14 protein-coding genes are annotated in these 24911 nt (G+C 39.0%); 4 read left to right on the top strand and 10 right to left on the bottom strand.

The window, feature by feature from the left end; genetic code table 11:
- The first annotated feature begins 87 nt into the window (after nt 1-87).
- On the top strand, nt 88-669 hold the full coding sequence (locus OZX56_RS03910) for a phosphatase PAP2 family protein (protein WP_277140258.1): 582 nt from the start codon (nt 88-90) through the stop codon (nt 667-669).
- On the opposite strand, the gene OZX56_RS03905 is transcribed toward OZX56_RS03910, so the two are convergent.
- The gene (locus OZX56_RS03905) at nt 666-1496 is read right to left on the bottom strand and encodes a DegV family protein (protein ID WP_277140257.1); all 831 of its coding nucleotides are present in this window, start codon (nt 1494-1496) and stop codon (nt 666-668) included. The two genes, OZX56_RS03910 and OZX56_RS03905, sit on opposite strands and share 4 nt — an antisense overlap.
- Nucleotides 1497-1735: 239 nt before the next feature.
- Between OZX56_RS03905 and eno the strand changes: the two genes are divergently transcribed.
- The 3 genes from eno to OZX56_RS03890 all read left to right on the top strand — a co-directional run bounded on the left by eno (nt 1736) and on the right by OZX56_RS03890 (nt 7237).
- Nucleotides 1736-3022, top strand: coding sequence for a phosphopyruvate hydratase (eno, locus tag OZX56_RS03900; RefSeq protein ID WP_277140256.1), 1287 nt, complete (start codon nt 1736-1738; stop codon nt 3020-3022).
- A gap of 125 nt (nt 3023-3147) precedes the next feature.
- Nucleotides 3148-5421: an HAD-IC family P-type ATPase gene (locus OZX56_RS03895; protein ID WP_277140255.1), complete on the top strand. Its 2274-nt coding sequence runs from the start codon at nt 3148-3150 to the stop codon at nt 5419-5421.
- A gap of 151 nt (nt 5422-5572) precedes the next feature.
- Nucleotides 5573-7237 (top strand): IS1182 family transposase, encoded by a 1665-nt coding sequence (locus OZX56_RS03890; protein WP_277139294.1) that lies wholly within the window; start codon nt 5573-5575, stop codon nt 7235-7237.
- A 34-nt stretch (nt 7238-7271) separates the two neighbouring features.
- Here the strand turns inward: OZX56_RS03890 and OZX56_RS03885 are convergent, their stop codons facing one another.
- The 9 genes from OZX56_RS03885 to OZX56_RS03845 form a co-directional block, all read right to left on the bottom strand.
- The gene (locus tag OZX56_RS03885; protein WP_277140254.1) at nt 7272-7790 is read right to left on the bottom strand and encodes a GNAT family N-acetyltransferase; all 519 of its coding nucleotides are present in this window, start codon (nt 7788-7790) and stop codon (nt 7272-7274) included.
- 142 nt (nt 7791-7932) lie between these two features.
- A complete protein-coding gene (locus OZX56_RS03880; RefSeq protein WP_277140253.1) occupies nt 7933-8460 on the bottom strand; it encodes an adenine phosphoribosyltransferase in 528 nt (175 codons plus the stop codon).
- A gap of 103 nt (nt 8461-8563) precedes the next feature.
- A complete protein-coding gene (gene recJ / locus OZX56_RS03875; protein ID WP_277140348.1) occupies nt 8564-10834 on the bottom strand; it encodes a single-stranded-DNA-specific exonuclease RecJ in 2271 nt (756 codons plus the stop codon).
- A 30-nt stretch (nt 10835-10864) separates the two neighbouring features.
- Entirely contained in the window at nt 10865-12703 is a 1839-nt protein-coding gene (gene lepA, locus OZX56_RS03870) for a translation elongation factor 4 (protein ID WP_277140252.1), read from the bottom strand.
- A 119-nt stretch (nt 12704-12822) separates the two neighbouring features.
- Nucleotides 12823-13962: a molecular chaperone DnaJ gene (dnaJ, locus tag OZX56_RS03865; RefSeq protein WP_277126555.1), complete on the bottom strand. Its 1140-nt coding sequence runs from the start codon at nt 13960-13962 to the stop codon at nt 12823-12825.
- A gap of 78 nt (nt 13963-14040) precedes the next feature.
- Entirely contained in the window at nt 14041-15903 is a 1863-nt protein-coding gene (dnaK, locus tag OZX56_RS03860) for a molecular chaperone DnaK (RefSeq protein ID WP_277126556.1), read from the bottom strand.
- Between the two features lie 18 nt (nt 15904-15921).
- On the bottom strand, nt 15922-16521 hold the full coding sequence (gene grpE / locus OZX56_RS03855) for a nucleotide exchange factor GrpE (RefSeq protein ID WP_277140251.1): 600 nt from the start codon (nt 16519-16521) through the stop codon (nt 15922-15924).
- Nucleotides 16522-16533: 12 nt separating this feature from the next.
- Entirely contained in the window at nt 16534-17583 is a 1050-nt protein-coding gene (gene hrcA, locus OZX56_RS03850) for a heat-inducible transcriptional repressor HrcA (protein WP_277140250.1), read from the bottom strand.
- Nucleotides 17584-17757: 174 nt separating this feature from the next.
- Entirely contained in the window at nt 17758-24831 is a 7074-nt protein-coding gene (locus OZX56_RS03845) for a Rib/alpha-like domain-containing protein (RefSeq protein WP_277140249.1), read from the bottom strand.
- Between the last annotated feature and the right edge of the window lie 80 nt (nt 24832-24911).

The raw sequence follows: 24911 nt of genomic DNA, 5'->3' as shown, positions 1-24911 counted from the left end.
CTCAAGACCAGCTTTAAGCGATAACCGTATTTGCCTACATGCTGGTAAAATTAACTTAAATATTTATTTCTAGGTAGTGATTTGATTTTGTATGAAAATATTTGGCTAACCATAATATCGGCCACTATTTTATTTGTCTTGATTGTTAATATTAGAAATTCCCGGCGCTTTAATCTACTAGACCATTGGCTACACCACAAACTTATCGGAAGTTTGGATAGTTTTAATTGGAAGATAGTCGCCTTTATCAATGATCCAAAACTAATTGTCATCTGGGATATCTTACTAGCCAGCTTCTTAATTAATGAAGAAAGAAACCTTGCTGCCCTATGGGTCATTTTTACCCTAGGAATCACCGACTTTATTGGCATCTTCCTTAAAAAATGGATGCATCGTAAACGTCCAATTAGTCATTCTCATTTGGAAAATGGCTACAGTTTCCCCAGCGGCCATGTCTTAGGTACTACTAGCCTAAGCCTAATTACTTGGCGTTTGTTTGGTCACAAATTCGGTAGTGGGTTTGCGATCATGCTAGCCATAATGTGGCTAATGGTAGTTATCTCACGCCTTAGATTGAAAGCACATTATCCGTCCGACATCATCGGAGCAACTAGTTTAGCAATCTTTTGTTTTACTATTTCGCAACAAATCTTTTTGGCAATTGTTTAATTATCTGCAAAACCAATCATGATGCCACCCTTTTCTGCATAAAAAGTGCACAAACCACAAGTTGTCCGAATTTTAATATCTGCTTGAGGATATAGTGTCAAAATTTGCTCCTTTAAAGCATTTGCATCTGCCTCATTTTCACAATGATCAATAATAACTTGACCACCATGGTAATTTCTTTGTGCCATCTGCTTTAAAATTTCTTTTAAAGCTCGCTTCATGCCGCGCATTTTAGTGATTGGCTCAAGAGTCCCTTCTTGACTTACAGTTCCAACTAAATCAATCTTGAGCATTCCCGCAATTTTAGCAACTGCCGGGCTTACTCGACCATTTAAAGATAAATTATGTAGTGATTGTAATACAAACAATAAATGTGTGTGAGTCCTATACTGCACAATTTTTTGTTCTAAATCAACAAAGCGTGTTGGACTAGCGACTAGTCGCTGAATTTCTTGCAAAATCAGCGTCATTTCAGGACCAGCAGAAAGCGAATCAATCACAATCACTTGACTTTGTGGATGGTCTTTTTCATAAATTTCCTTAGCCTGAAAAGCCGAAGAAAAGCTACCACTTAGTCCGCTAGTAATCGTTAAGATAATTGCACGCTCACTGCCTTCAAGTGCTTCAAGCCATTCATTGATACTTGGACACGACGTCTTGCCTGCTTCAGAATTTTGTGCCATGCTAGTAATTAATTCACTGATGTTAAGTTGATCATCATCAATAAAATCATGACCAGCAATCGTAATTTTTAATGGTACAACTTCGATATTAGTTGTAGAGCTTAGATTGGCACTGGAGTCTACAATTAACTTTACTTTTTCCATTGGTTAAATACATCCTTATTTAAATCATAAATCTATTCACACTTTAAATTGTATAGTTAATGATAATCCAAAATCAACAAAAAAGCGATTAAATATTTTTTAATATTAGAAATCGTTTTCAAATGTTTACAGAATCACAAACTTCAGCTAAAATTATCTTGTAGAGCTGGGGGCAGTAATCCCCGCTAATGTATGTACAAACGTTTTTGTACAACATTTATTATTTAGGAGGTTTTTAGATGTTAAAATCAGTCATTGAAAATGTTCATGCACTGGAAATCTATGATTCACGTGGTAATCCAACCGTTGAAGCATTCGTTACTCTTTCAAATGGTGTCGTAGGAAAAGCTGAAGTTCCATCAGGTGCTTCAACTGGTGAAAACGAAGCTGTTGAATTACGTGATGGTGGCAACCGTGTTGGTGGTAAAGGTGTTGCTAAAGCCGTTAACAACGTTAACGATCAAATCGCTAAAGCCTTAAAGGGCTTAGATCCACACAACCAAGCTAATATCGACCAAGTAATGATCGACTTAGATGGTACCCCTAACAAAGCCAAGCTTGGTGCTAACGCAATCTTGGGCGTATCAATGGCTACTGCTGACGCAGCTGCTAAAGATAGTCACCAACCTTTGTACAGATATCTTGGTGGTACTGATCTTGAAATGCCACAAACATTCCACAATGTTATCAATGGTGGTGAACACGCTGATAACGGAATCGATGTACAAGAATTCATGATTACCCCTGTTAAGAAGACTTCATTCCGTGATGGCTTTGAAAAGATCGTTAACACTTACCATACTTTGAAGAAAGTTTTGGAAGACATGGGTTACGAAACTGGTCTTGGCGATGAAGGTGGTTTTGCACCTAACATGAAGAGTTCAGAAGAAGCCTTGAAGGCTTTGCATGAAGCAATTATCAAGGCTGGTTACAAGCCAGGTGAAGATATTGCTATCGCTTGTGACTGTGCAGCTTCATACTTCTACAACAAGGAAGACCACAAATACCACTTCGAGGGTAAAGTCTTCAATGATGATGAATTATCAGATTACTACGATAAGTTACTTGCCGAATTCCCTGAATTAATTTCAATCGAAGACCCATATGATGAAAATGACGTTGACGGTATGATTAAGTTTACTGAAACCCACAAGGATAGAATCCAAATCGTATTAGATGACTTTATTTGTACTAATCCTAAGCTTTTAACTAAGGCTATTAAGGAAGGTGCTGGTAATGCTTCATTAATCAAATTGAACCAAATCGGTACTGTAACTGAAACTTTGGAAACTATTCGTCTTTCACGTAAGAATGGTTACAACACTATGATTTCTCACCGTTCAGGTGAAACTGGTGACACCTTTATTGCTGACTTTGCTGTAGCAATCAACGGTGGTCAACTTAAGACTGGTGCTCCTGCCCGTTCAGAGCGTGTTGAAAAGTACAACCGCTTGCTTGAAATCGAAGAAGACCTTGGTGACGGTGAACGTCTTGCCTTCTTCCCAGACGATGTTGACAAGGACTAATTTTTAGGAAATGTTAACTAATAGATAAGCTTGCATTATTGTGCAAGCTTATTTTATTTGCTAGAAAAAAATCGCTAGTTATGCTAGTTTATTTATGATAGCAATTAGTCAAAGGAAGGAAAAATATGTCTGAAAAATTAAGTGGACTTTCGCAAGCAGAAGCTGATAAGCTGCTTAAACAAACAGGGTTAAATGAGGTCCCCGAACCTGAATTTAACTTTTTTAAAGAATTTTTATCTAAATTATGGAACTTATCAGCGTGGATTTTAGAAGCTGCCCTAGTTTTAGAATGTCTATTAGGCAAGTGGGTCCAATCATTATTTGTATTATTAATGCTATTATTTGCAGCATGGAATGGTGCTTCTAAGAAAAAGCAATCGCGCCGCGTCTTAAATAATATTTCTCATAAGCTGACCCCAACTGTTTCTGTTGAACGTGATGGATCTTGGCAAAATATTGATTCCAAATACTTAGTTCCAGGCGACTTAATCAGCCTGCAACCTGGTGATGTTTTAGCTGCCGATGCTGAACTAGTTCAAGGACAGCTCGCTCTTGACGAAAGTTCGATTACCGGAGAAGCTAACGCTGTCAAAAAAAGGATCAAAGATTATGCTTATGCCGGCACTACAGTAGTCGAAGGCAATGGATTAGCAAAAGTTACAGCGACTGGGGCAAATTCTCGTTCTGGTAAAACTATTAACTTAATTAACAATTCCGCTGCACCAGGACATCTGCAACAATTGTTAACTAAGATTATTTACTATTTATGTTTGCTTGATGGAATTTTAACCTTAGTAATTATCATCGCTTCATTTTTTAAAGGTGGCGACTTTCAAAACCTAATCAATATGCTGCCGTTTTTAGCGATGATGTTTATTGCTTCAATTCCAGTTGCCATGCCCTCCACTTTTGCCCTATCTAATTCATTTGAAGCAACCAGATTGAGCAAGGAAGGCGTCTTAACATCTGATTTGACTGGGATTCAGGATGCAGCCAATTTAAATTTGATTTTATTAGACAAAACTGGTACCATCACTGAAAACAAAACTGCGGTGGTCAGCTGGACTAACTTTAGCCAATTAGATGATAAAACAGTCTTACAACTAGCTAGTGCTGCAACCGATCAACGCAATACTAAAATCATTGATAGCGCCATTATTGACTATTTAACTAAACAAAATATCAAAATCCAAAGTAGTTCGGACTTTACTCCCTTTACTTCTGCTACTGGCTATTCAATGGCTAATTATGCAAATCATAACATTAAGTTGGGTTCATTTAAACAATTAGCTAAGATTGATCAAGCAGCCAATGATCAAGTCAAGAATATTGACTTCGGTGCTGGTCGCTCCTGTGCCTTATTGATTGACGACAAACTTGCTGGTGTCTTCATTTTGCAAGACCAAGTCCGCTCTGACTCTCAAGCTGCTCTAGCTGAACTTAAAAAACGTGGTGTTAAACCAATCATGTTAACTGGTGATAACCAAAAAACAGCTCTTGCAGTGGCTAAACAAGTTAAGCTAGATGGCAGAGTAATCTCTATCCATGACTTTAACGAAAATATTAATATCAATGAATTGGCCGGTATTGCTGATGTTCTACCTGAAGATAAATTAAAAATGGTAAAATTTTTCCAAGAAAAGGGATTTATTGTTGGTATGACTGGTGATGGCGTTAATGATTCACCTGCTTTAAAACAAGCAGAAGTCGGAATTGCCGTTGCTAATGCCGCTGACGTGGCCAAGCGTTCAGGTAAGATGGTTCTTCTGAATGATGGCTTGACTTCAATTGTTAAAATTTTGGATGCAGGGCATCGCGTTTATCAAAGAATGACAACTTGGTCATTAACTAAATTAGCAAGAACTGCTGAATTGACCATGCTACTAACCTTTGGTTACTTATTCTTTAATTACATTCCGATGGCGCTCAATGCGATGGTAATCTATACAATTATGAATAACATGGTTACGATGATGATTGGAACAGATCGCACTCATATTACTTACCAACCAGAAAATTGGAATATGGCTAAATTAGCTAAAATTGCTTTTTCACTAGCCTTTGGTTGGACATTAATTGGTATTTTAGGTATTAGTTATCTTAATACTCATGGCTTTAGTCATGGAACAATTTCAACCATGGTATATGTGTTCTTAGTATTAAGTGCAATGTTCATTATTTTAATTACCAGAACTAAGCGTTATTTCTGGCAAGATTATCCTTCTAAGTCTGTTGGTTTAACTCAGCTAGCGGATGTATTGATAACCATTATTTTGGCAATCTTCGGAATTGCTATGACTAAAATTAGTTGGCTTAACCTATTAATTACTTTTGTTGCTGCTTTATTTGCCGCAATAGTAATCGATTTAGTCTACCAACCAATCATGAAAAACAGATAATTATCATCAAAAAAGTGTCTGGGAAAAAACTAGACCCTTAAAAGCAAAAAATCCGTTAGAATCTTTGCGTTCTAGCGGATTTTTCATATACATTCTAGCCTAACCTTGTTATTATTAAATTACTACAAAAAACAAAAAAGGTGGGCTTTTCATGTATCAAAATTATATCACAGGTCAAACTGCTTTAACACTCAACTTTGACTTTTCTATTCCTAAAAATCATCTTGCTCAGGTTATCAGTGATTTTGTCGACTCGATTCCTGCCGATGTGTTGCTGGAAGACAATTCAAATACTGGTCGGCCTGCCTATCACCCAGCAATGATGCTCAAAATACTACTCTTTGCCTATTCTAGACGCGTTTTCTCTGGTAGAAAAATTGAGCGGATGCTCACAGAAAACCTCCCGATGATGGTCATAGCTGGTGGTAAACATATTTCATATCATACGATCAATAACTTTAGAGCTAGTAGCCATACCAATCAGCTGATTAAACAAGCTTTTGTCTATTTTACTAATCTTTTGCAAGCAGAAGGGTTGCTTAGAGAAGATGCTATCTTTATTGATGGGACTAAAATTGAAGCTGATGCTAACAAGTATACTTTCGTTTGGAAAAGAGCTGTCGAAAAGTTTCATACTAAGTTAAAGGCTAATGCAGTTGAGCTTTATGATGAATTAATTCAAAAAGAAGTAATCCAAGCGATTACTGAAGAAGAAGCACAAACTAGTCAGGGTCTGGCAATCATGGCAGAACAAACAGAAACTGTCATCAAGCAACTAGATGAAGCAATCGCGGCTGAGCCGAAAGTAATTCCTGGAGGTTCAACTAAAAAACGCCAAAGGCGAGGCCTTAAAAGAGTCTTGCATAAGTTGCGTCAGGATTTTATCCCCAGAGCAGAAAAGTATGAACAGGCGCAAGCAACTTTTGGTGAGCGTAATAGCTACTCAAAGACCGATCATGATGCCACTTTTATGCATATGAAAGAAGATCATATGAGGAATGGTCAGCTTAAACCCGGATATAATATTCAAGTGGCAACTACCAACCAATATGTAGTAGATTATGCACTTTACCCTAATCCAACAGACTTCAAGACTTTAGAACCTTTCTTAAAGCAAATGACAAATTTAGACAAGTTCCAGAACATCGTTGCCGATGCCGGCTATGGCAGCGAATATAATTATTCTATGCTTGAAAATGAGTATGAAGATAAACAATATTTTATTCCTTACAGCCTTTACGATAAGGAGCAGACTAGAAAGTATCAAAATGATCCCACCAAGCTGGCGAATTGGACTTATAATGAGCAAGAAGATTATTACCTTGACTGGCAAGGTGTGCGTTTTAATTTCAAACGGTATGGTAAGCGGAGGAATAAGAGTACGGGGTTAATCTCTGATCTAAAAATATATGAAGCAGATGAGTTTCAGTTAACAGCTGAATTAACTGAGCTAGCCAAAACTAAAAGCGGACGCCAAAGGCAGGTGCAATACAACCCCAATTGGCAATATTTAAAGGCAAAAGCTAAACAAACTCTTCAAAGTAGCGAAGGCAAACTGATCTATAGCTATAGAAAAACGGACGTAGAGCCAGTCTTTGGACATATGAAGAACGTTTTTGGTGTGCGCAGAACACACTTGCGAGGGAAGAAAAAGGTCGAAACCGATGTAGGCTTGATGTTCATGATGATGAATTTGAGCAAATATTGGAGTAGAAGAGGTGGCGGAAAACTTCTTTTACAGGAAATAAGCAATAAAAAACAGATCAAGATTTTCTTATTACGAAAACTTGGTCTGTTTTTAAGTCTGAAGAGTTAATTTTTCCCAGACACTTTTACTATTATTAAAATCTTTATTTGACTAATTCATAAACATAAGAAGTTTCATCTTGACGGTAGACACCATGCAGACTGCCAACTCGCTTAAAGCCCATCTTATCAATTAAATGTTGCATCGCTAAATTATCCTCATGAGTATCAATTCTAATTGAATCAATATCGGGACGATTGCGTTTGATACCATCAATCACAGCACTTAATAGCTTAGTTGCATAGCCTTTACCAGCGTGATTTGAATGAATTGCAACACGATGAATAACTACATAGCGATCACTTGGATTTAGCCAGTGACCGTCTAAGTTATCATAATCATGATCCGGAGCACTAACAATTGAAATTGCGCCAACAGTTTCTTGGTCATCTGACATTGCTAAAAAAGCCCAACCTTGCTTGATATCTTCCTTAATTTGATCTGGTGATGGATATTCTCCCTGCCATTGGTTAACACCACTTTCAGCTAATTGATTAGCACCATCTCGCAAAATCGTCATAATCTGGTCAAAGTCAGCCATAGTTGCTTTTCTTAATTCCAAACTACTCACCTTTCCTTTTATAAAAACACATCGAATATTATAACGATCTGTCATATCAATGTAAAAAGATAACACTTATCTTTATAACTAAAAAGACGGTTTTTCCTTTAACAAAGAAAAATCGTTTTTTTATTAATCTTATTTAAGCACCGTGATATTGAACTAATGAAAAGACATCTAGTCCTGGTAACTTTTCTTTACCCTTTAAATCAGGTAATTCGATATAAAAACCAGCACCAACTAATTCGCCGCCTAAATTTTCAATCAATTCTTTACATGCTCTTAGCGTTCCAGCAGTGGCTAACAAATCATCACAAACAACAACTCGCTGTCCGGGCTTAATCGCATCTTGATGCATTTCTAAGCTGTTTGAACCATATTCCAAATCATAAGAAGCACGTTCAACAGCCCGTGGCAACTTATGGGGCTTTCTAGCAGGTACAAAACCTAAATTTAATTCAGTTGCCACTGGACAACCAACAATAAATCCTCGTGCTTCTGGCCCAACGATTACATCTGCCTTTCTACTCTTAGCATACTCAGCAAGTTCATGGGTTGCTAACTTAAATAGTTTACCATCTTGCAAAATAGGAGTAATATCCCGAAAAGTGATTCCTTTATTGGGAAAGTCTTTCACATTTGCGATGTGTTCTTCAAAAATGTTTGCCATAAATAGCAAAACCTCCAAAACTTAATTGGTTATCTATATATAATCTAACCAATCTATTCTAACAGATTTTTAGCGAAAAACCAGTCTATCTAGCTAATTAATGTTATTTTAGACGTTGATTTACGTACATTAATAGTTCGGAACTTGGCATTTGGCGTAAAGTTTGAACAAATTCAATTTGTGATTGCGTAGCAGCCAGATATTTTGACGAACTTAACGGTTTTTGCGGTGGATTTTTAATACCAGTAATTTTCCCCTGATCAAATTTAACAAACTTAAGTTCAAAAAAGACCCGTAAAATAAATAAAATACTAGCATAATCTAACCCCAAAAATGACGCCACCTGTTCATAGTCATTGGTAGTCAAATTAGGATGCGCATAAACGTACTTTAAAACCTGTCCAAAACTAGCTTTATTCGGAATTTTTTTAACTGGTAATTGGTCAAGCAAAAATCGTAAATACAATTGCTGGTAACTATTAGTTAGTGCCTGATCAAATTCAGCTTGATTGTGGGGTACATCAAGTAAAACTGCCACTTCGCCACTTGCATGATAATCATTGACTAATGTAATCTTATCCGAAGCAATAGCAAAAGTATTGGCTGCCACAGTCAGATTTTTTTCATCAAACAATAAATATCTGTCGGCAAAACCCATAATATATTCTTCTTGGCGTAAATCCACTACTGGTGCGGGAACCGTCAACTGAGGTGTATCAAAAGTGATGCCAGCCATAATTCCCTGCAGCGTAGTCCGTCCGCGATAAGTATTTAACCCTAACTTAACAAAAACCTGCTTAATATAAGGCAACAGTGATTTCGTTAAAAATTCCTTGTTAAAGCCAACAACTGCTAACTTACCATCTGATTGATTAGCCTGAAAGCGGACGTGCTGCTTTTGATTGCCCATAACAGTATAGTTAGTGATTTTTGCCTGAGTAATACTAAATACTGGCTGTACATTATCTGTGCCAAATGGACCTACCTGTGCGATATCGGTCATTAAAGCTGGAGTTAAATCTGTGAATGGCAACTCACAATCATAATATTCTACTGCCAAGCTTCTTTCTACTTGAAAACTGTCCTCAAAAGCTGCTCTCAAGTCGGCAATCTTATCTACACTCATCGATAAGCCGCAAGCAAAGTCGTGCCCACCAAATTTTTGCAGTAAATCTTCTTTTAAGGGATTAAGTGCGTTAAATAGGTTAAAACCAGTAATTGAACGTCCTGAACCTTTAATGATACCAGCATCATTTTTAGTCAAAACAATTGTCGGTTTATGATATTTTTCAACTATTTTATTAGCAACCAAGCCCAAAACGCCTTCATGAAAATTGGAATCATAAATAACCAAAGTGTTCTTAGTTTGCCAATTATGCCGCTCGACTTGATTAATACATGCTGCAAACACACCATCAGTTAAAGCTTTGCGCTCATCATTTAGCTCTTCGACTTGAATTGCCAATTCTTCTGCCTCAGTCTCATCATCACATAGCAACAATTCCACTGCCAAGCTAGCATTTGCCAAACGCCCTACCGCATTTAATCGTGGTGCCAGATTAAAGCCAACATCGGTCTCATCAATTTGTCTCATTGTCAAACCTGCTTGCTTAATTAAAGCCCGCAAACCCGGTCTTTGGGTCTGATTAAGGATAGCTAAGCCCTGCTTAACCAGAATATGACCTTCACCTGAAACTTTGACCATATCACCAATTGTACCGATCATTGCTAAATCAAGTAGCTCAGACATCGAATCTTGCATTAATTCACGACAAATAGTATAGGCAACGCCAGCTCCGCAATAGTCATCAAAGGGATATGCTTGTCCAGGATAATTACAATGCACAATTGCATAACTATTTGGAACAACTTCTTGAATGGTATGGTGATCAGTAATAATCGTATCAACACCTTGGCTGTTGGCATAAGCCACTTCTTCAACCCCAGTTATTCCGTTATCAACTGTAATAATTAGCTTAGTTCCATCAGCAACAATTTTTTGATAAGCTGCTAAATTAGGACCATAGCCGTCACGAAATCGATCGGGGATAAAGTAATGTACATCTGCACCTAAAATTTGCAGAGTTTCCATCATAATCGTCGTAGCAGTAATTCCATCAGCATCATAATCACCATAGATCATGATTTTTTCGCCGCTGTCTACTGCTTGAGTGATACGTTCGACCGCTTTAGTCATATCATGCATCAACTTTGGATCCGCCAAATCATCTTCCGTAGCATTAAACCAAAATTCCAGCTGCTCATCAGTATTAATTCCACGCAAAGAAAACAACTTAGCCGTTAGAGGGCTAAGTTGATACTTTTCAACTAAATCTGCAGGTAATTCTGCACCACTACGTTTTTTCCATTCTATCATTCGGTTAAATTAACCTTCCATCAACTCTTACTTAGTATTTAAGTCGTCATCATTCATTTTCAAGACTGCCATAAATGCATCTTGGGGCACTTCTACTCGACCAACGGCTTTCATCCGTTTTTTACCCCGCTTTTGCTTAGCCAACAGTTTGGCACGTCTATCTGGATCACCAGTATGAATCTTCCAAGTAACATCTTTGCGATAAGGTTTGACTGTTGCCCGCGAGATAATTTTAGCACCAATTGCTCCTTGAATATCAACTTCGAAGTTTTGCCTTGGAATTAGCTTCTTAAGCATAGAAGTCATCTGGCGCGCCCGCTTTTGTGCTTCATCACGATGTGCAATAAAACTTAAAGCATCAACTGCTTCTTTATTTAATAGAATATCAATTTTAACTAAATCAGTTGCCCTGTAACCAGTAATCTCATAGTCTAATGAAGCATAACCTTTAGTTGATGACTTCAATTCATCAAAGAAATCATAGATAATTTCTGCTAATGGCATATTGTAAATAACATTGACTCTGTACTTATCGAGGTAGTCCATAGTGACAAATTCTCCCCGCTTTTTCTGACAAAGCTCCATCACAGGACCCACAAAATCGTTAGGTACCATTACTTCTGCCTTAACATAAGGCTCTTGAACCTCCTTATATTCACCAGCAGTTGGCAAATCAGCTGGATTATCAATTACCTTAGTTGAACCATCGTTCATAATTGCATGATAATCAACGGACGGCGCTGTCATAATTAGATCCAGATCAAATTCTTGCTCGATCCGTTCCTGAACCACATCCATATGTAATAATCCCAAAAAACCACAACGAAACCCGAAGCCCAAAGCAGTCGAAGTTTCTGGCTCGAATTCTAAGGCAGCATCATTTAACTGCAACTTTTGCAAAGCTTCTTTTAAATCATCATATTTGGAATTATCGACTGGATACATTCCTGAATAAACCATTGGTGGAATTTGTCGATAACCTGGTAGCGGCTCAGAAGTGGGATTAGCTGCTGAAGTTATCGTGTCACCAACACGCGTTTCTCGGACAGATTTAATATTAGCCGTTAAATAGCCAACATCACCGGCAATTAAAATATCTTTTTGAACTGGAGCAGGGCTTAAAACGCCAACCTCAGTTACCTCATATTTTTTACCAGTATTCATAATTTCGATTTCATCACCAGCCTTAACTGTTCCATCTTCAATGCGAACAGACAAGACAACTCCGCGATAATCATCATATTTGGAATCAAAAATTAAACTCTTGAGTGGTGCCGTTAAATCCCCAGCGGGAGCGGGAACTTTCTGGACAATTTGCTCTAGCATTTCAGCAATCCCCTGCCCCGTTTTACCTGAGACCTCAACTGCATCGCTAGCATCAAGACCAAGCATTTCCTCAATCTCTTCCTTAGCACGTTCTGGATCCGCAGAAGGCAAATCAATCTTGTTAATCACCGGCAAGATTTCTAAATCGTCATCAATCGCTAGATAGGTGTTGGCCAACGTTTGTGCCTGTACCCCTTGAGAAGCATCAACTACTAGTAATGCTCCCTCACAAGCAGCCAGCGACCGTGACACTTCATAAGAAAAATCCACATGTCCTGGTGTATCAATTAAGTGGAAAATATAATCTTCACCATCTTGGGCATGGTACTTAATTTGTACCGAGTTCATCTTAATCGTAATTCCGCGTTGCCGCTCAAGTGGCATATCATCTAGCATTTGATTTTTTAATTGCCGCTGCGATACTGTATCCGTTAATTCCAAAATACGATCAGCAATCGTTGACTTACCATGATCAATATGCGCCACAATCGAAAAATTACGAATGTGTCTTTGATAATCTTGTAATTCTTTAATATCCATAAATTATTTGCACCCTTTATTCTATTACCTTTATTATAGCAAATTCATTGAAGCAGAGAAAACCTATTAAGAATTTAATCATACAAAAAGCATTAAGGATTTACCCTAATGCTTTTAGATTATTTAATTTTGTCTTTTAGTCTTTCAAAGAACCCTTTTTCTTGGGGAGTAATCGAACCGCCACCAGCTTTAACAAAATCAACCAATGCCTGTTTTTGATCATCATTAATTGAAGTTGGAATCTGCACTTGAATAGTGGTGATTTGATCGCCCTTGCCATTACCACGCAAATATGGCACTCCATCACCCTTCAACGTGAACTTCTTATTTGGCTGAGTTCCAGCCGGAATTTTAAGTTTACTATCACCATGCACAGTCTTGACCGTAATTTCATCACCTAACGTTGCTTGAGCAAAAGAGATTGGAACAGTAGTATAAATTGTATTACCTTTTCGTTCAAAATCTTTAGACGGTTTAATACGGTAACTAATATACAAATCACCATAAGGTCCACCATTAGTACCGGCTTCTCCTTGGCCTTCATAGCGTAACTGTTGACCATTGTCGATGCCAGCTGGGATGTTAACTTCAATGGTATTTTTGCCATCAATCGTTCCTTGACCCTTACAAGTTTGACATGGATGTTCAATAATCACACCACGACCGCTACATTTATCACAGACTGTCTGACGCCGCACTACACCTAACATTGAGTTTTGAGTAACGGTCATATAACCAGAGCCATTACATTTATCACAGGTAATTGGGTGAGTACCTTTTTCTGCGCCGTTACCCTTGCAAGTTGGACAAACTTCACTACGAGTGTAGGAAACCTGCGTCTTTTTACCATTAATTGCATCCATAAAATCAATAGTCAAGGTATAATCAAGGTCTTGACCACGAGTTGGAGCAGTTGGATCAGCGCGCCGCTGGCTGCCGCCACCTCCGAAGAAATCATTAAAGATGTCGCCAAAGTCTCCGAAACCGCCAAAACCTTGACCAGCTCCCGCTCCTGCTCCACCAAAGCCGCCTTGACCGTTAACACCAGCAGAACCAAACTGATCATATTGCGCACGCTTATCCTTATCATGCAGAACTTCGTACGCTTCATTAACTTCTTTATACTTTTCTTCTGCCCCAGCCTCATGATTAAGATCTGGATGATACTTCTTTGCTAATTTCCGGTAAGCAGCATCAATTTCTTTGTCGCTGGCATTGCGATCAACACCTAGCACACCATAATAATCTTCTTGTGCCATTTAAAAACTCCTTACTTTCCAAAAGAAAAGAACTACTATTGCGGCAGTTCTTTTCTAATTTATTCAATTATAAACTCTTTACTTATCTGAGTCTACTTTGTGAAAGTCGCCATCACCAGCAGAACCATTATCTGAATTACCACCATTGGGATCTTGTGGCCCTTGGTTTGGATCAGCTTGGCCTTGAGCGGCTTGATCGCCGCCATTAGCCTGATATAGTTTTACAGCTAAATCTTGAGCAGCCTTAGATAAGTCATCCTTCTTAGACTTCATTGCATCTAAGTCGTTATCTTTTTGGGCTTTCTTCAAATCATCTAAAGCAGTTTGGACTTTCTTAGTATCATCTTCGGTGATCTTGTCATTGTCCTTAACATCTTTCAAAGTCTTTTCAGTTGAGAAGATTAATTGATCAACTTCATTGCGAAGGTCGACTTCTTCCTTCTTCTTTTTATCTTCTTCAGCATGTTCTTCGGCTTCTTTTTGCATCTTTTGAATTTCTTCATCGGATAAACCAGACGAACTCTTGATGGTAATCTTTTGTTCTTTACCAGTACCAGTATCCTTAGCAGAAACATTAACGATACCGTTCTTATCGATATCAAAAGTAACTTGGATTTGAGGTACACCACGAGGAGCTGCTGGAATATCAGTTAATTCAAATCGACCTAAAGTCTTGTCATCAGCTGCCATTGGACGTTCTCCTTGCAAAACATGAACATCAACGGCTGGTTGATTATCAGCTGCAGTTGAGAAAATTTGACTCTTAGAAGTTGGGATTGTCGTATTCTTATCAATCAACTTAGTGAAGACACCACCCATGGTTTCGATACCAAGTGAAAGTGGCGTAACATCAAGCAAAACAACATCCTTAACGTCACCTGAGATAACCCCACCTTGAACAGCAGCACCTAAAGCTACGGCTTCATCAGGGTTAATTGAGTGATCAGGTTCTTTTCCAGACCACTTCTTAACTGCATCTTGAACAGCAGGAATTCTAGTTGAACCACCATTTAAGATAACCTTGTCAATATCGTTAACAGTTAAATCAGCATCCTTTAAAGCATTATCAAACGGAACCTTAGTCCGATCAACTAAATCAGAAGTTAACTCATCAAACTTGGCACGAGTCAAATCAGCTTCAAGGTGCAATGGACCTGCGTCACCAGCAGAAATGAATGGTAATGAAATGTGGGTTGAAGATACACCAGACAAATCTTTCTTAGCCTTTTCTGCTGCATCCTTTAACCGTTGCAATGCCATCTTATCCTTAGAAAGATCAACATTGTTTTCTGATTTGAAGTTAGCAACTAACCAATCAATAATGGCATTATCAAAGTCATCCCCACCAAGATTAGTATCACCGTTAGTGGACAGTACTTGGAAGACGCCATCACCTAATTGCAAAACAGAAACATCAAAGGTACCACCACCAAGGTCGTAAACTAATACTTTTTCATCTTCTGAGTCTTTATCAAGACCATAAGCAAGTGATGAAGCAGTTGGTTCATTAATGATCCGTTTAACATCTAGACCAGCAATTTTACCAGCATCTTTAGTAGCTTGACGTTGTGCATCGTTAAAGTATGCAGGAACAGTAACAACTGCTTCAGTAACTTCTTCTCCTAAATAGTCTTCAGAGAATTTCTTGATGTATTGCAAAATCATTGCAGAAATTTCTTGTGGAGTATAAGCCTTATCACCAATTTTAACCTTGTAGCCATCTTCACCCATGTGACGCTTAATTGAGGAAATGGTATTTGGATTAGTAATCGCTTGACGCTTGGCAACTTCACCGACTTGTGTTTCACCATCTTTAAAGGCAACAACTGATGGTGTAGTCCGATTACCTTCCGGATTAGTTATAATCTTTGGTTCTTTACCTTCTAAAACAGCAACTGCAGAGTTAGTAGTTCCTAAATCAATCCCAATAACTTTTGACATTTATATTCTTCCTTTCAATTACTGTGCAACAACAACCATTGCTGGTCTAAGTGTACGGTCTTTATATTGATATCCTTTTTGCAAAACCTGCACGACATGATCTTTTTGATCATCGTTTTCAGCTGTAACTGTTTGAACAGCTTGATGCAACGTCGGATCAAATGGGCTATTCTCAGCTTCAATTTCACTAATACCATGATCTTTTAAGGCTTTAACTAGGGAATCCAAAGTCATTTGTACTCCCCTTTTAAGCTGCTGAGAAGCGTCATCATCTACCTTCGTAGCCAGAGCACGCTCTAAATTATCAACCGCTGGCAAAACATCCTTAGCCAACGATTGCGATTCATACTTAATTAGTTGCGTCCGTTCATTATTATAGCGCGTCTGCATATTTTGCATTTCTGCTTGACTACGCAAAAACTTATCTTCAAGTTCTTTATTTTGCGCCTGTAAATCTGTAATCTGTTTTTCTACCTTAGCAGTAGCATTGGTTTTTTTATCTGAGTTTTTACCCTCAGAATCGGCTTTAGCTGCAGATTTAGCTTTCGACTTACTTTTAGCAGTAGTCGCTTCTTTTTGTTTTAAATCCTCTTCACTAGGAAACTTTTCCTTGCTCACAGCTAACCTCCTTTATTGAAATCTACCATAATAGTCAAGTAGTTTCTTGGCTAATTCATTTCTAAAATATTCTAACAATCCCAACACCTGAGAATATGGCATATTAGTTGGACCTAGTAAAGCAATCATTCCTTTACCATGCGAACCAACACTATATTCTGCAGTTAACAAACTATAATCCTTTAGCAAATCACCGGGTAATTCAGATCCAAGCCTGACACGAACTGAACGACCACCAAGCTGCTGATCATCAGTAGTGTCTAACAATCTAGAAAGTAAGTCGTTACGATCAACTAAGTCATATAACGACCTGATATGCGATGAATCACCAATTGAGCTATTACTCAATAAGTTAATCTGCCCATCAACATACATCTGATCACTTGCAGCATCCTTAAGAACGTCCTCAACCAATGCAATCAGTTCATTTGCTTGCTGACTACTGGTATGCTTTCCTAAAGACTTAGCAAGTAAACTAGGTGTCACTTCATCTAAACTCTTACCTACCAATTTGTCATTGAGCAAGCGTACAGCTCGCTCAATCTCATCGCCACTAATGTGACGTGGCAAGTTATAGACCTGATTTTGGACATTACCATCGCTGGTAACTAGAATTGCCATAATTTGTCTATTAAATAGTGGTACGATTCTGAAACCCGTAATAGTTACGTTGCGACTCTCAGGACCTTCCGCAAAAGCTGTATAATTGGTCAAATCTGACAAAATCTTAGCTGCTTCCTGCACAATTTCATTAACCTGATGAAATGGTTGATCAAGCTGCTGCATAATATGCTGGTAAACATTCTCAGGCAACTGCAATGGTTCAACCAAATTATCTAGATAATAACGATAACCTGCAGTTGACGGAATTCGTCCACTAGATGAATGAGTCTTTTCGATTAAGCCCTTTTCTTCAAGCGCAGCCATTTCATTACGAATAGTAGCACTTGACACCTTAATCGGCAACTGACTCATTACGGTTTTTGAACCCACTGGATCATGAGTTTGTGTAAAATCATTGATGATTGTTTTTAAAATTAATTCTTGACGTTCGGTCAACATAAATATCGCCCTCACTTTTAGCACTCTTACATCTTTGGTGCTAACAATTATTATGATACTAGCTTTTAGCAGAATGTCAAGCCGAGTGCTAAAAATAATCCAATTTTTTTAATTAGCAAGCAAAAAAATAGTTTGAGTGCAATCTCAAACTATTTTTAGCATTAGTCAAACTAACTAAAGATTAGCAGCCTTTACATATCTGCCTTTACCAATGATCCAATATCTCGTACCTTGAAGAGAAACCCAATCACCATAAACCGTAATGGTTGAACCGCGTTTTAGTACCTTTTGATTAGCACGCCTACCATACTTGTTATAAACATAAGCATTATGGTTCAAAACAACCTCATCACCAGTAATATTACGTTTAGCAATGTAATAACCATTATCTAACTGGTAAAACTTCCGCGCACCGACGCGATGGATAGTCTTATCGACCTTTACCCGTGAACCTGCTTTTAATGTTACTTCATTTACTCGCTGTCCTTTTTCATCATATAAATAGGAACTATGCATTATTTGATCTTTTTGTGGATCAGCCTTTATCTGCTGTGCTGGCTTAATATTATGCTTAGCTTTCTTAAAGTTAGCTGCTTTAACATAGCGATTAGCACCGACAATATAATATTTTTGACCACGAATTTTGACTGGCTCACCATAAGTAGCTAGAACCTTACCTTTTTTGGTGGTAGTCTTACCTAGTCTCTTACCAAACTCATTATAAGTGTAAGCATTGTGAATTAATTTACGTTTCACGCTTTGAACATTGCCAGTAGCCAGATAATAATTATTATTTAAGATATAGAAATCACGGTCAGCAATTTGCTTCACGCCATAAGTATTAACAATTGAGCCAGTTTTTAGGATCAATTCATTAATCCGTTGCCCATTTGCATTATAAAGATAGGCGTTATGCCTTAGCGTCACCTGTTCGCTTTGCTTAGCCGTAATATTAAGAGTTACCGTAACCGCAATTGCATCGCCATTTGGATTAGTAACAATTACTGTACCAGTAATTGTCCCAACTTCTGAAGTATCAGGAACTTTCGCCCACTTATAAGTCGTACCAGTAGGCAATTGCGCATGATTGCTGATTGCCTGTTGGGCATAATCCGTGTCGTTGCTTAAATTGGTATCCTTGTCAACTGCAATTACTCCACCAATTGGAGTAACTTCGGTTGTTCCAGCTACTGAACTACCAGAATCCTTCGAATTTACTGTCAACGGCACCGCAACTATCTGATTAGTGCCATCCCCATAGTCAACTACAACATAGGCTGTCTTAGCACCTGTCTTACTAGTATCAACTTGACCGCTACCATCAGCCTGTGCTGCCCAACTAAACTCAGCTTTTGGATATTTAGCCTTAATCGCTGTTATACTCTCTGTTGTTAAGGCATTCTGTGCCTGCTCAGGTGTCAAATCAGTGCCTACTACAACCGTTGTCGGATCTGCTTGTGCTTGACCGCCTATAACATTTACTGGCAACGATAAGGACTTAGTCGAGGTACTGCCATCTTTATAGACAATCTTAATTCTACCATGAACTTGCTGTCCGATATCACTAGCCGAAATGTCTGGTGCTTCAGTTTTCCAAATTACTTTCTTAATTTTCTTGCTGGAATCTGCTTCGTTACCAAGCTTGATATTATCCTTAATCCAGTTTAAATCAGTAAATTCCTTAACTGGGACTGTTGCATCCTCATCACTAACAACATGCATCGTAATTGCCGCACCATCTGCTAGGCTAAGCTCATTATCATAGCTAGCAGCCTGACTAACAACCTGCAAATCTACCTTAACCGTTTGAAGAGTGCCATCTGGATAATTGACTACGACATAAGCATCCGGACTACCCTCTTGCCCAGTCTTAATTCGCCCTGTGCCATTAGGCTGGCTTGCCCAATCGTAAGTAACTCCTGGATACTTGGCTTCAATTTCTGCGACGCTTTCTGGTAATAAAGCAGCCTTAGCCTGCTCAGTCGTCAACTTTGAGCTAACGGCAATTTTCGTCGACTTGTTAGCACTTTGCGCTCCAATGACATTGACCTTAATGTCAAACGGATAACTAGCTGAACCATCTTCAAAGTGCGCCATTACTTTAGCTGTTTTATTATCACCAATCGCATCAGGTGCACCATCAACCCAATCAAGACCAGTTACCAAATCAGCAACTATTGTTCCTGCTGGCAAATCTGGTATCTCAATAAGACCACTGAATTTACTACTATCAGTAAATTCCGGTACTGCCACTTTGCCCTTATCAGCTTTGTGAATGGTAATTGACTCAGTGCCAGTTTCTGGATGATATTTACCAGCATCAGTTTTAGCTTCATTTACTTTCAAATCAACTTGCACGACTTGTTTGGTACCATCTGGATAAGTAATGACTACATACGGACTTTGCTCGCCAGCTTCGCTGGTAGAAACTGCGCCAGTGCCATCGGCATTAGCAGCCCAACTATACTTGATTCCTGGATATTGGGCATCTAGAGTATGAACGTCATCGGCATTTAGCGCAGCTTTAGCATGAGCTTGATCTAATTTCGCATTTTGCGTAATTGTAACTGACGTGCTTGCTTTTTTAGCACCTAAAACTTTCACCTCAACTGGCACTTGCTTGCTAGTACCATCATTAAAGGTAAGCTTAATGGTACCAGTAGCCTGATCATTTGCCTGACTAACCTCTGGTTGACCACCTTCAGCCCATTCTACCGTTGCTACATCGCCAGCACCTGGATCTGCCAAAAAAGTACTTGGATCAGTAAATTCAGTAACTGGTTGCGTTGACGTTCCTGATTCAACATGCAGCACAATTGGCGTAGTTTGCGTAATATCTTGATCCGCTTCATTACGGTCAACAGTTAGTACACCCGTCAAGAGCTTAGTTGAGCCATCATGGAAGTTAACCTTAATAATTTCTGGATATGTTCCTGCAGCAACCGTCTTACCATTTTCAATATTAATCGGTGACACAAAACTAGCAGTTGCATCCTTTGGCAAATTATCGACCATATCAGCTGCAGTAACTATCTCACCAATCTTTTTGTTCGTGGTCTTACCAGTAGCCGTATTAACTCGCTTTTCACCATCAGGCATAACCCGCAAATATCCGGTCACAATCTTAGTGGAACCATCGTCATAAGTCAATTTTACTTGTGATTGTTTTAGCCCCGGAGTCTTGGTTGCTTGCGTAGGGAAATTAGGATCGACCCACTCAGCTTTCGGATTACCCCGTAAATCGTTAAAGTTATCGATAATCTTTCTTGCAGCTGGCTTACTGCCTAATCCAACACGTAAAGTCTTCACATGTGGCCGACTCTTGTCAGCCTTGGAATCATCCGCACTATTCTTGGCATCAATAATTACTTGTACTGGAACCTCTTCATAAGAACCATCGTTATAAGTAACTTTAATAACATTAACAGATACGCCACTTTTATCAGTCGAAATCTGTTGTTCAACCTCATAACTTTTTACATCATGCAAATCAGCAACATTAGTAATCGCTGCTTGGGCTACATCTTCTGGCACAGTGCTGCCCTGTTCCAGACAGATATTCTGTGCACGCGGCCGCACGTTTTCTTTAGCATTGCTCGTGACATTAACAATAACTGGAACATCCTGAGTTGAATTATCAGGATAAGTTACGGTCACAATCGCAGGTTGCTCACCTAATTGATTTAAATCATTAACCACCGGTGCTTGCTTCCAAGCATAGCTGCTACCCTTAGGCATTGTATCAGCATTGGCAATTGCAGCTTCTGCATCATCAGCAGTAGCTGCTCCCATTGACGAGTAGTTTAAGTTTAGCAATTTTCCTTTCGGATCATGTTCACCTGTAATCTTGCCATCACCAACCTGAATCGGTACTACTACTGTATCGACAGAGCCATCCGCATAAGTTATTTTTACGGCATCAACCGTAATACCAGATTGAGACAGATCAGGTTCATAAAGCCACTCATATTGGGCATCCGCTGGTAATTGATCAATCTGCTTATTATCATCAGCAATTGATTTTTCAGCATTAGCAATTGCGGTTTTGGCATCTGGTGCAGCACCATTTTGTTCAGCAGTAGTCAGTTGCCCAACTGGAGTTGCTTTTTCAGCAGTATCATACACATTAATTAAGACTGGAACTAATTCAGAAGTACCATCGGGATAAGTAACTTTAACCGTAGCTTCCTTGTTACCAGTTGTAGTTGTATCTGCCGTTGTTCCCCAAGTATAAGTAGTGCCTTCTGGTAATTCTTCTGCTGAAAAGATTGCCGCTTTTGCCTGCTCATCAGTTAACTCAGTGCCTTTAGCCACACTGGTTCCCTGACCATTAGCACCAGACCCAGCTAAGTCATCATGATAAAGGTTGCTCTGCTTTTTGGTTAAGGTTAAATCAACCGGAACCGCTTGCTTGGCAACGACATTTTCTGGCGTATGCTCCTTGCCTTTAGCATAATAGGTTACCAATACCCAAGCGTCTTTGGTTTGTTGACCCGCATTACCTGTTCCAGAAAACCTCGTATAATCACTGGTCATCGGGGTTCCTTGCGCATCCTTTGCCCAAGCATAATCGGCTTCGTAACCAGCATCAGCGAGAGGCGACGTAAACTCAACGGCTTCTTCAGCTTGCGCTGTCGTTGGCACTGTGCCAACTGGCGTCTTAGTCGCATCCCCAGCTGCCTTTTGCGCACCAACTACATCAAACTTGACGCCAGGTACCTGCGCTGTTGAACCATCTTTGAAAGTAACTCTTAGAGTAGCGGTTTTATCCTGACCGATACTGTCAACTACTTCGTTGCCAGCTGTTTGATCAGCCCAATCAATTTGGGTTACATTAGATAAATCTCCCTTTAAAAAACTTTCCCATTGCTTTTGATCAGAAAAAGCTACTGGCTTAGTCACTGGGTCACCTACATTATTAACAGGAACTGTTATCTTCCCAGTACCAGCAGTTAAGCCTGCTTGATGTGCCTCATCCGGATCAATTGCCAATTTTACTGGAACAAACTGTTCACCATCACTAGAACCATCTGCGTTATGATACGAAACTTTAACATAAAAGTTCTTTACTGTATTCGCCTGATCAAGCTCAGCAGCCGTTAGTGGTTGCCTATCTTGATCATACCATTCATAAGTAACCTGCCAATCACCCTGGTCAGGTGAACCAGCAAAGGCAACTGCGGCTTGCGCTTGCGCTGTCGTTGGTAATTGCCCAGGATTAACATGCTGAATATCATCTGAAGGAATTGCAGAAACTTGTTTAACCTCGACTGGCACATCATCATAGGTGCCATCACCATAGGTTACCCTCATGACAGCATTACCTAGCAGATCCGCTTTAGTATCAGCGCCAGTAGCAATCGTACCATCACTATCGCTAACAACACCATTATCCACCAATTGACCACTAGCATCCATCGCTTTATTTGGTAGCCATTCAATGCTTTTAATGGTACCATTTGCCTGCAAATCTGTAATAGTCAGCACTTGCTGGTTGCTACTATCAATTATCGCTGAAGTCGTACCATTTGCAGCTAGTAACTGACTTGGTGAACCTAGTTTACTAGTTTGCCCTTCATGAACAGCTATTGGCTTACTGCTGGCATTATAGCGACCAGCATTAGTTTTTTCCCAGCTATCGTACAAAGTAGTTCCTAATTTGAAGCTGGCTGAACTATTAAAACCACCCTTATTTTCAATTACATCGAGAAAGTCGGCTTCATCACTTAAGTCTTTAAAGTTCTGATTGGCCTTACCTTTAGTTGGTATATCTTCCGGCAGGGATGGATTTTTCAGCAAAGTCATCGCATCTGGATTAAAGACCTTGTCCATAATATTGGCACCATCAGAAGTTTCGATAATCCACTTGTAATGGTCACTATACAGCCCCATTTTATCCCCAGAAATATCGGTAGTTGGAAAATTGAAGTTGGCACTGTCTTCATGATTAGTAACATTTATTTCAAATAGCTTTGGCGTGTCAGCAATTAGATGTAACTGATTATCCTTACCTTCAATAACTCCTTGATCATTAGCACTATTATTGATATGAGTCTCTGAACCCGGATCAACAATAAAGTCAATTGGTGGAATATCAGGATCAACCCGATATAAGAAGTTAACCGTGTCAGCAATATTTAACGTAAATTTAGAATTTTCACCAACTTCAACATAACCATTATCGCCATAAGTTCCTCTTAGCGCCGTTCTAGTATTCGAGATGTTAGCTTCAACCTCAGCATCTTGACCAATAGAAAAGACATCACAGATAAAATTAGTCGAATCACTTGACGGATTAAAATCAATCTTGACGTTAGCATTATCTTGAACAAATGCTTCGCTATAATCGCTAAAAATATTACCTTTGGTATCATAGCTAACAGTAGTGTTCCCTGCAAAAGTAATAATAGTGTCAAAACTAACATTTTCAACGTGAACATCCTGCAAAGTAACTGACGGGTCGTTATTAAAACCGAAGAAATTAAAACTATTTGGGTCATCATTAGGCTTACTGCCCTTGAGGGTACCCCCAATGACAGTTAGCGACCATTGATAATAATCATCCTGAATGGTATTAGACCCAATATCTAAAGTATGTCCATTAGTATTAATCGTTATATCAGTCGATGTGGTGTAGACCTGATTATCAGTGTCCGCTGTAATGTCGGTTGCTAAATTAATAGTTTTAGGTTCTTGGTTGCTATCAGTGGTAATTGCATCAGTAAAGCCCTGCCAATCGCTAACCTCTACTGTTTCATTATCAACCTTAGCATTCGCTTGAGCACCAGTAGTACCTAGCTGGTCAGCACTAGTTGGCTGATCGTTATTATTGGTGGTTGCAGTACTTGGCTTTGCCGTATTTGGAGATGAAGTTGGTGCCGCTTGGTTAGTTTGAGTTGCCTGATTTGGAGTCTTATCCTTAGCTGGCTGCTGCGGTTGAGGTTTAGCCGATTGAGCTTTTTCCGTAGTACTACCGCGTAAAAAGTCAGATAAGCCAGCATAAGTTTCCAAGTTAACTTTTGGCTTTGACTCATTAGTGGTTGAAGATTCAGTGGTAGTAGTTTTTGCCGTTGTTTGATCAGATTCACTAGTTGCAGCTTGCACTTCATGACTATTTACACCCATAAAGGTAAAGCCCAACAAAACAGAAGCCGCTCCAATTGTTAATTTACGAATTGAAAAACGGTCTCTTTTCGACTGTAAGGTCATCTTCCTTAGCTTTTCGTCAAAGTTGTTTTTTCCAAGCATAATTTTATCCTTTCATATCCAAAAACTTAAATAGCATTTATGCCATATTTAAGTTTATGGTAGTGCCAATCAGGTTTCAT

The sequence above is a fragment of the Lactobacillus sp. ESL0684 genome (assembly GCF_029392675.1).
Classification (GTDB): domain Bacteria; phylum Bacillota; class Bacilli; order Lactobacillales; family Lactobacillaceae; genus Lactobacillus.
This window is presented reverse-complemented; position numbering and strand designations above follow the sequence as displayed.

Coding starts and splice junctions, on each gene's coding strand:
- OZX56_RS03905 (WP_277140257.1), bottom strand. CDS start 1,496: ATGGAAAAAGTAAAGTTAATTGTAGACTCCAGTGCCAATCTAAGCTCT.
- eno (WP_277140256.1), top strand. CDS start 1,736: ATGTTAAAATCAGTCATTGAAAATGTTCATGCACTGGAAATCTATGAT.
- OZX56_RS03895 (WP_277140255.1), top strand. CDS start 3,148: ATGTCTGAAAAATTAAGTGGACTTTCGCAAGCAGAAGCTGATAAGCTG.
- OZX56_RS03890 (WP_277139294.1), top strand. CDS start 5,573: ATGTATCAAAATTATATCACAGGTCAAACTGCTTTAACACTCAACTTT.
- OZX56_RS03880 (WP_277140253.1), bottom strand. CDS start 8,460: ATGGCAAACATTTTTGAAGAACACATCGCAAATGTGAAAGACTTTCCC.
- lepA (WP_277140252.1), bottom strand. CDS start 12,703: ATGGATATTAAAGAATTACAAGATTATCAAAGACACATTCGTAATTTT.
- dnaJ (WP_277126555.1), bottom strand. CDS start 13,962: ATGGCACAAGAAGATTATTATGGTGTGCTAGGTGTTGATCGCAATGCC.
- dnaK (WP_277126556.1), bottom strand. CDS start 15,903: ATGTCAAAAGTTATTGGGATTGATTTAGGAACTACTAACTCTGCAGTT.
- hrcA (WP_277140250.1), bottom strand. CDS start 17,583: ATGTTGACCGAACGTCAAGAATTAATTTTAAAAACAATCATCAATGAT.
- OZX56_RS03845 (WP_277140249.1), bottom strand. CDS start 24,831: ATGCTTGGAAAAAACAACTTTGACGAAAAGCTAAGGAAGATGACCTTA.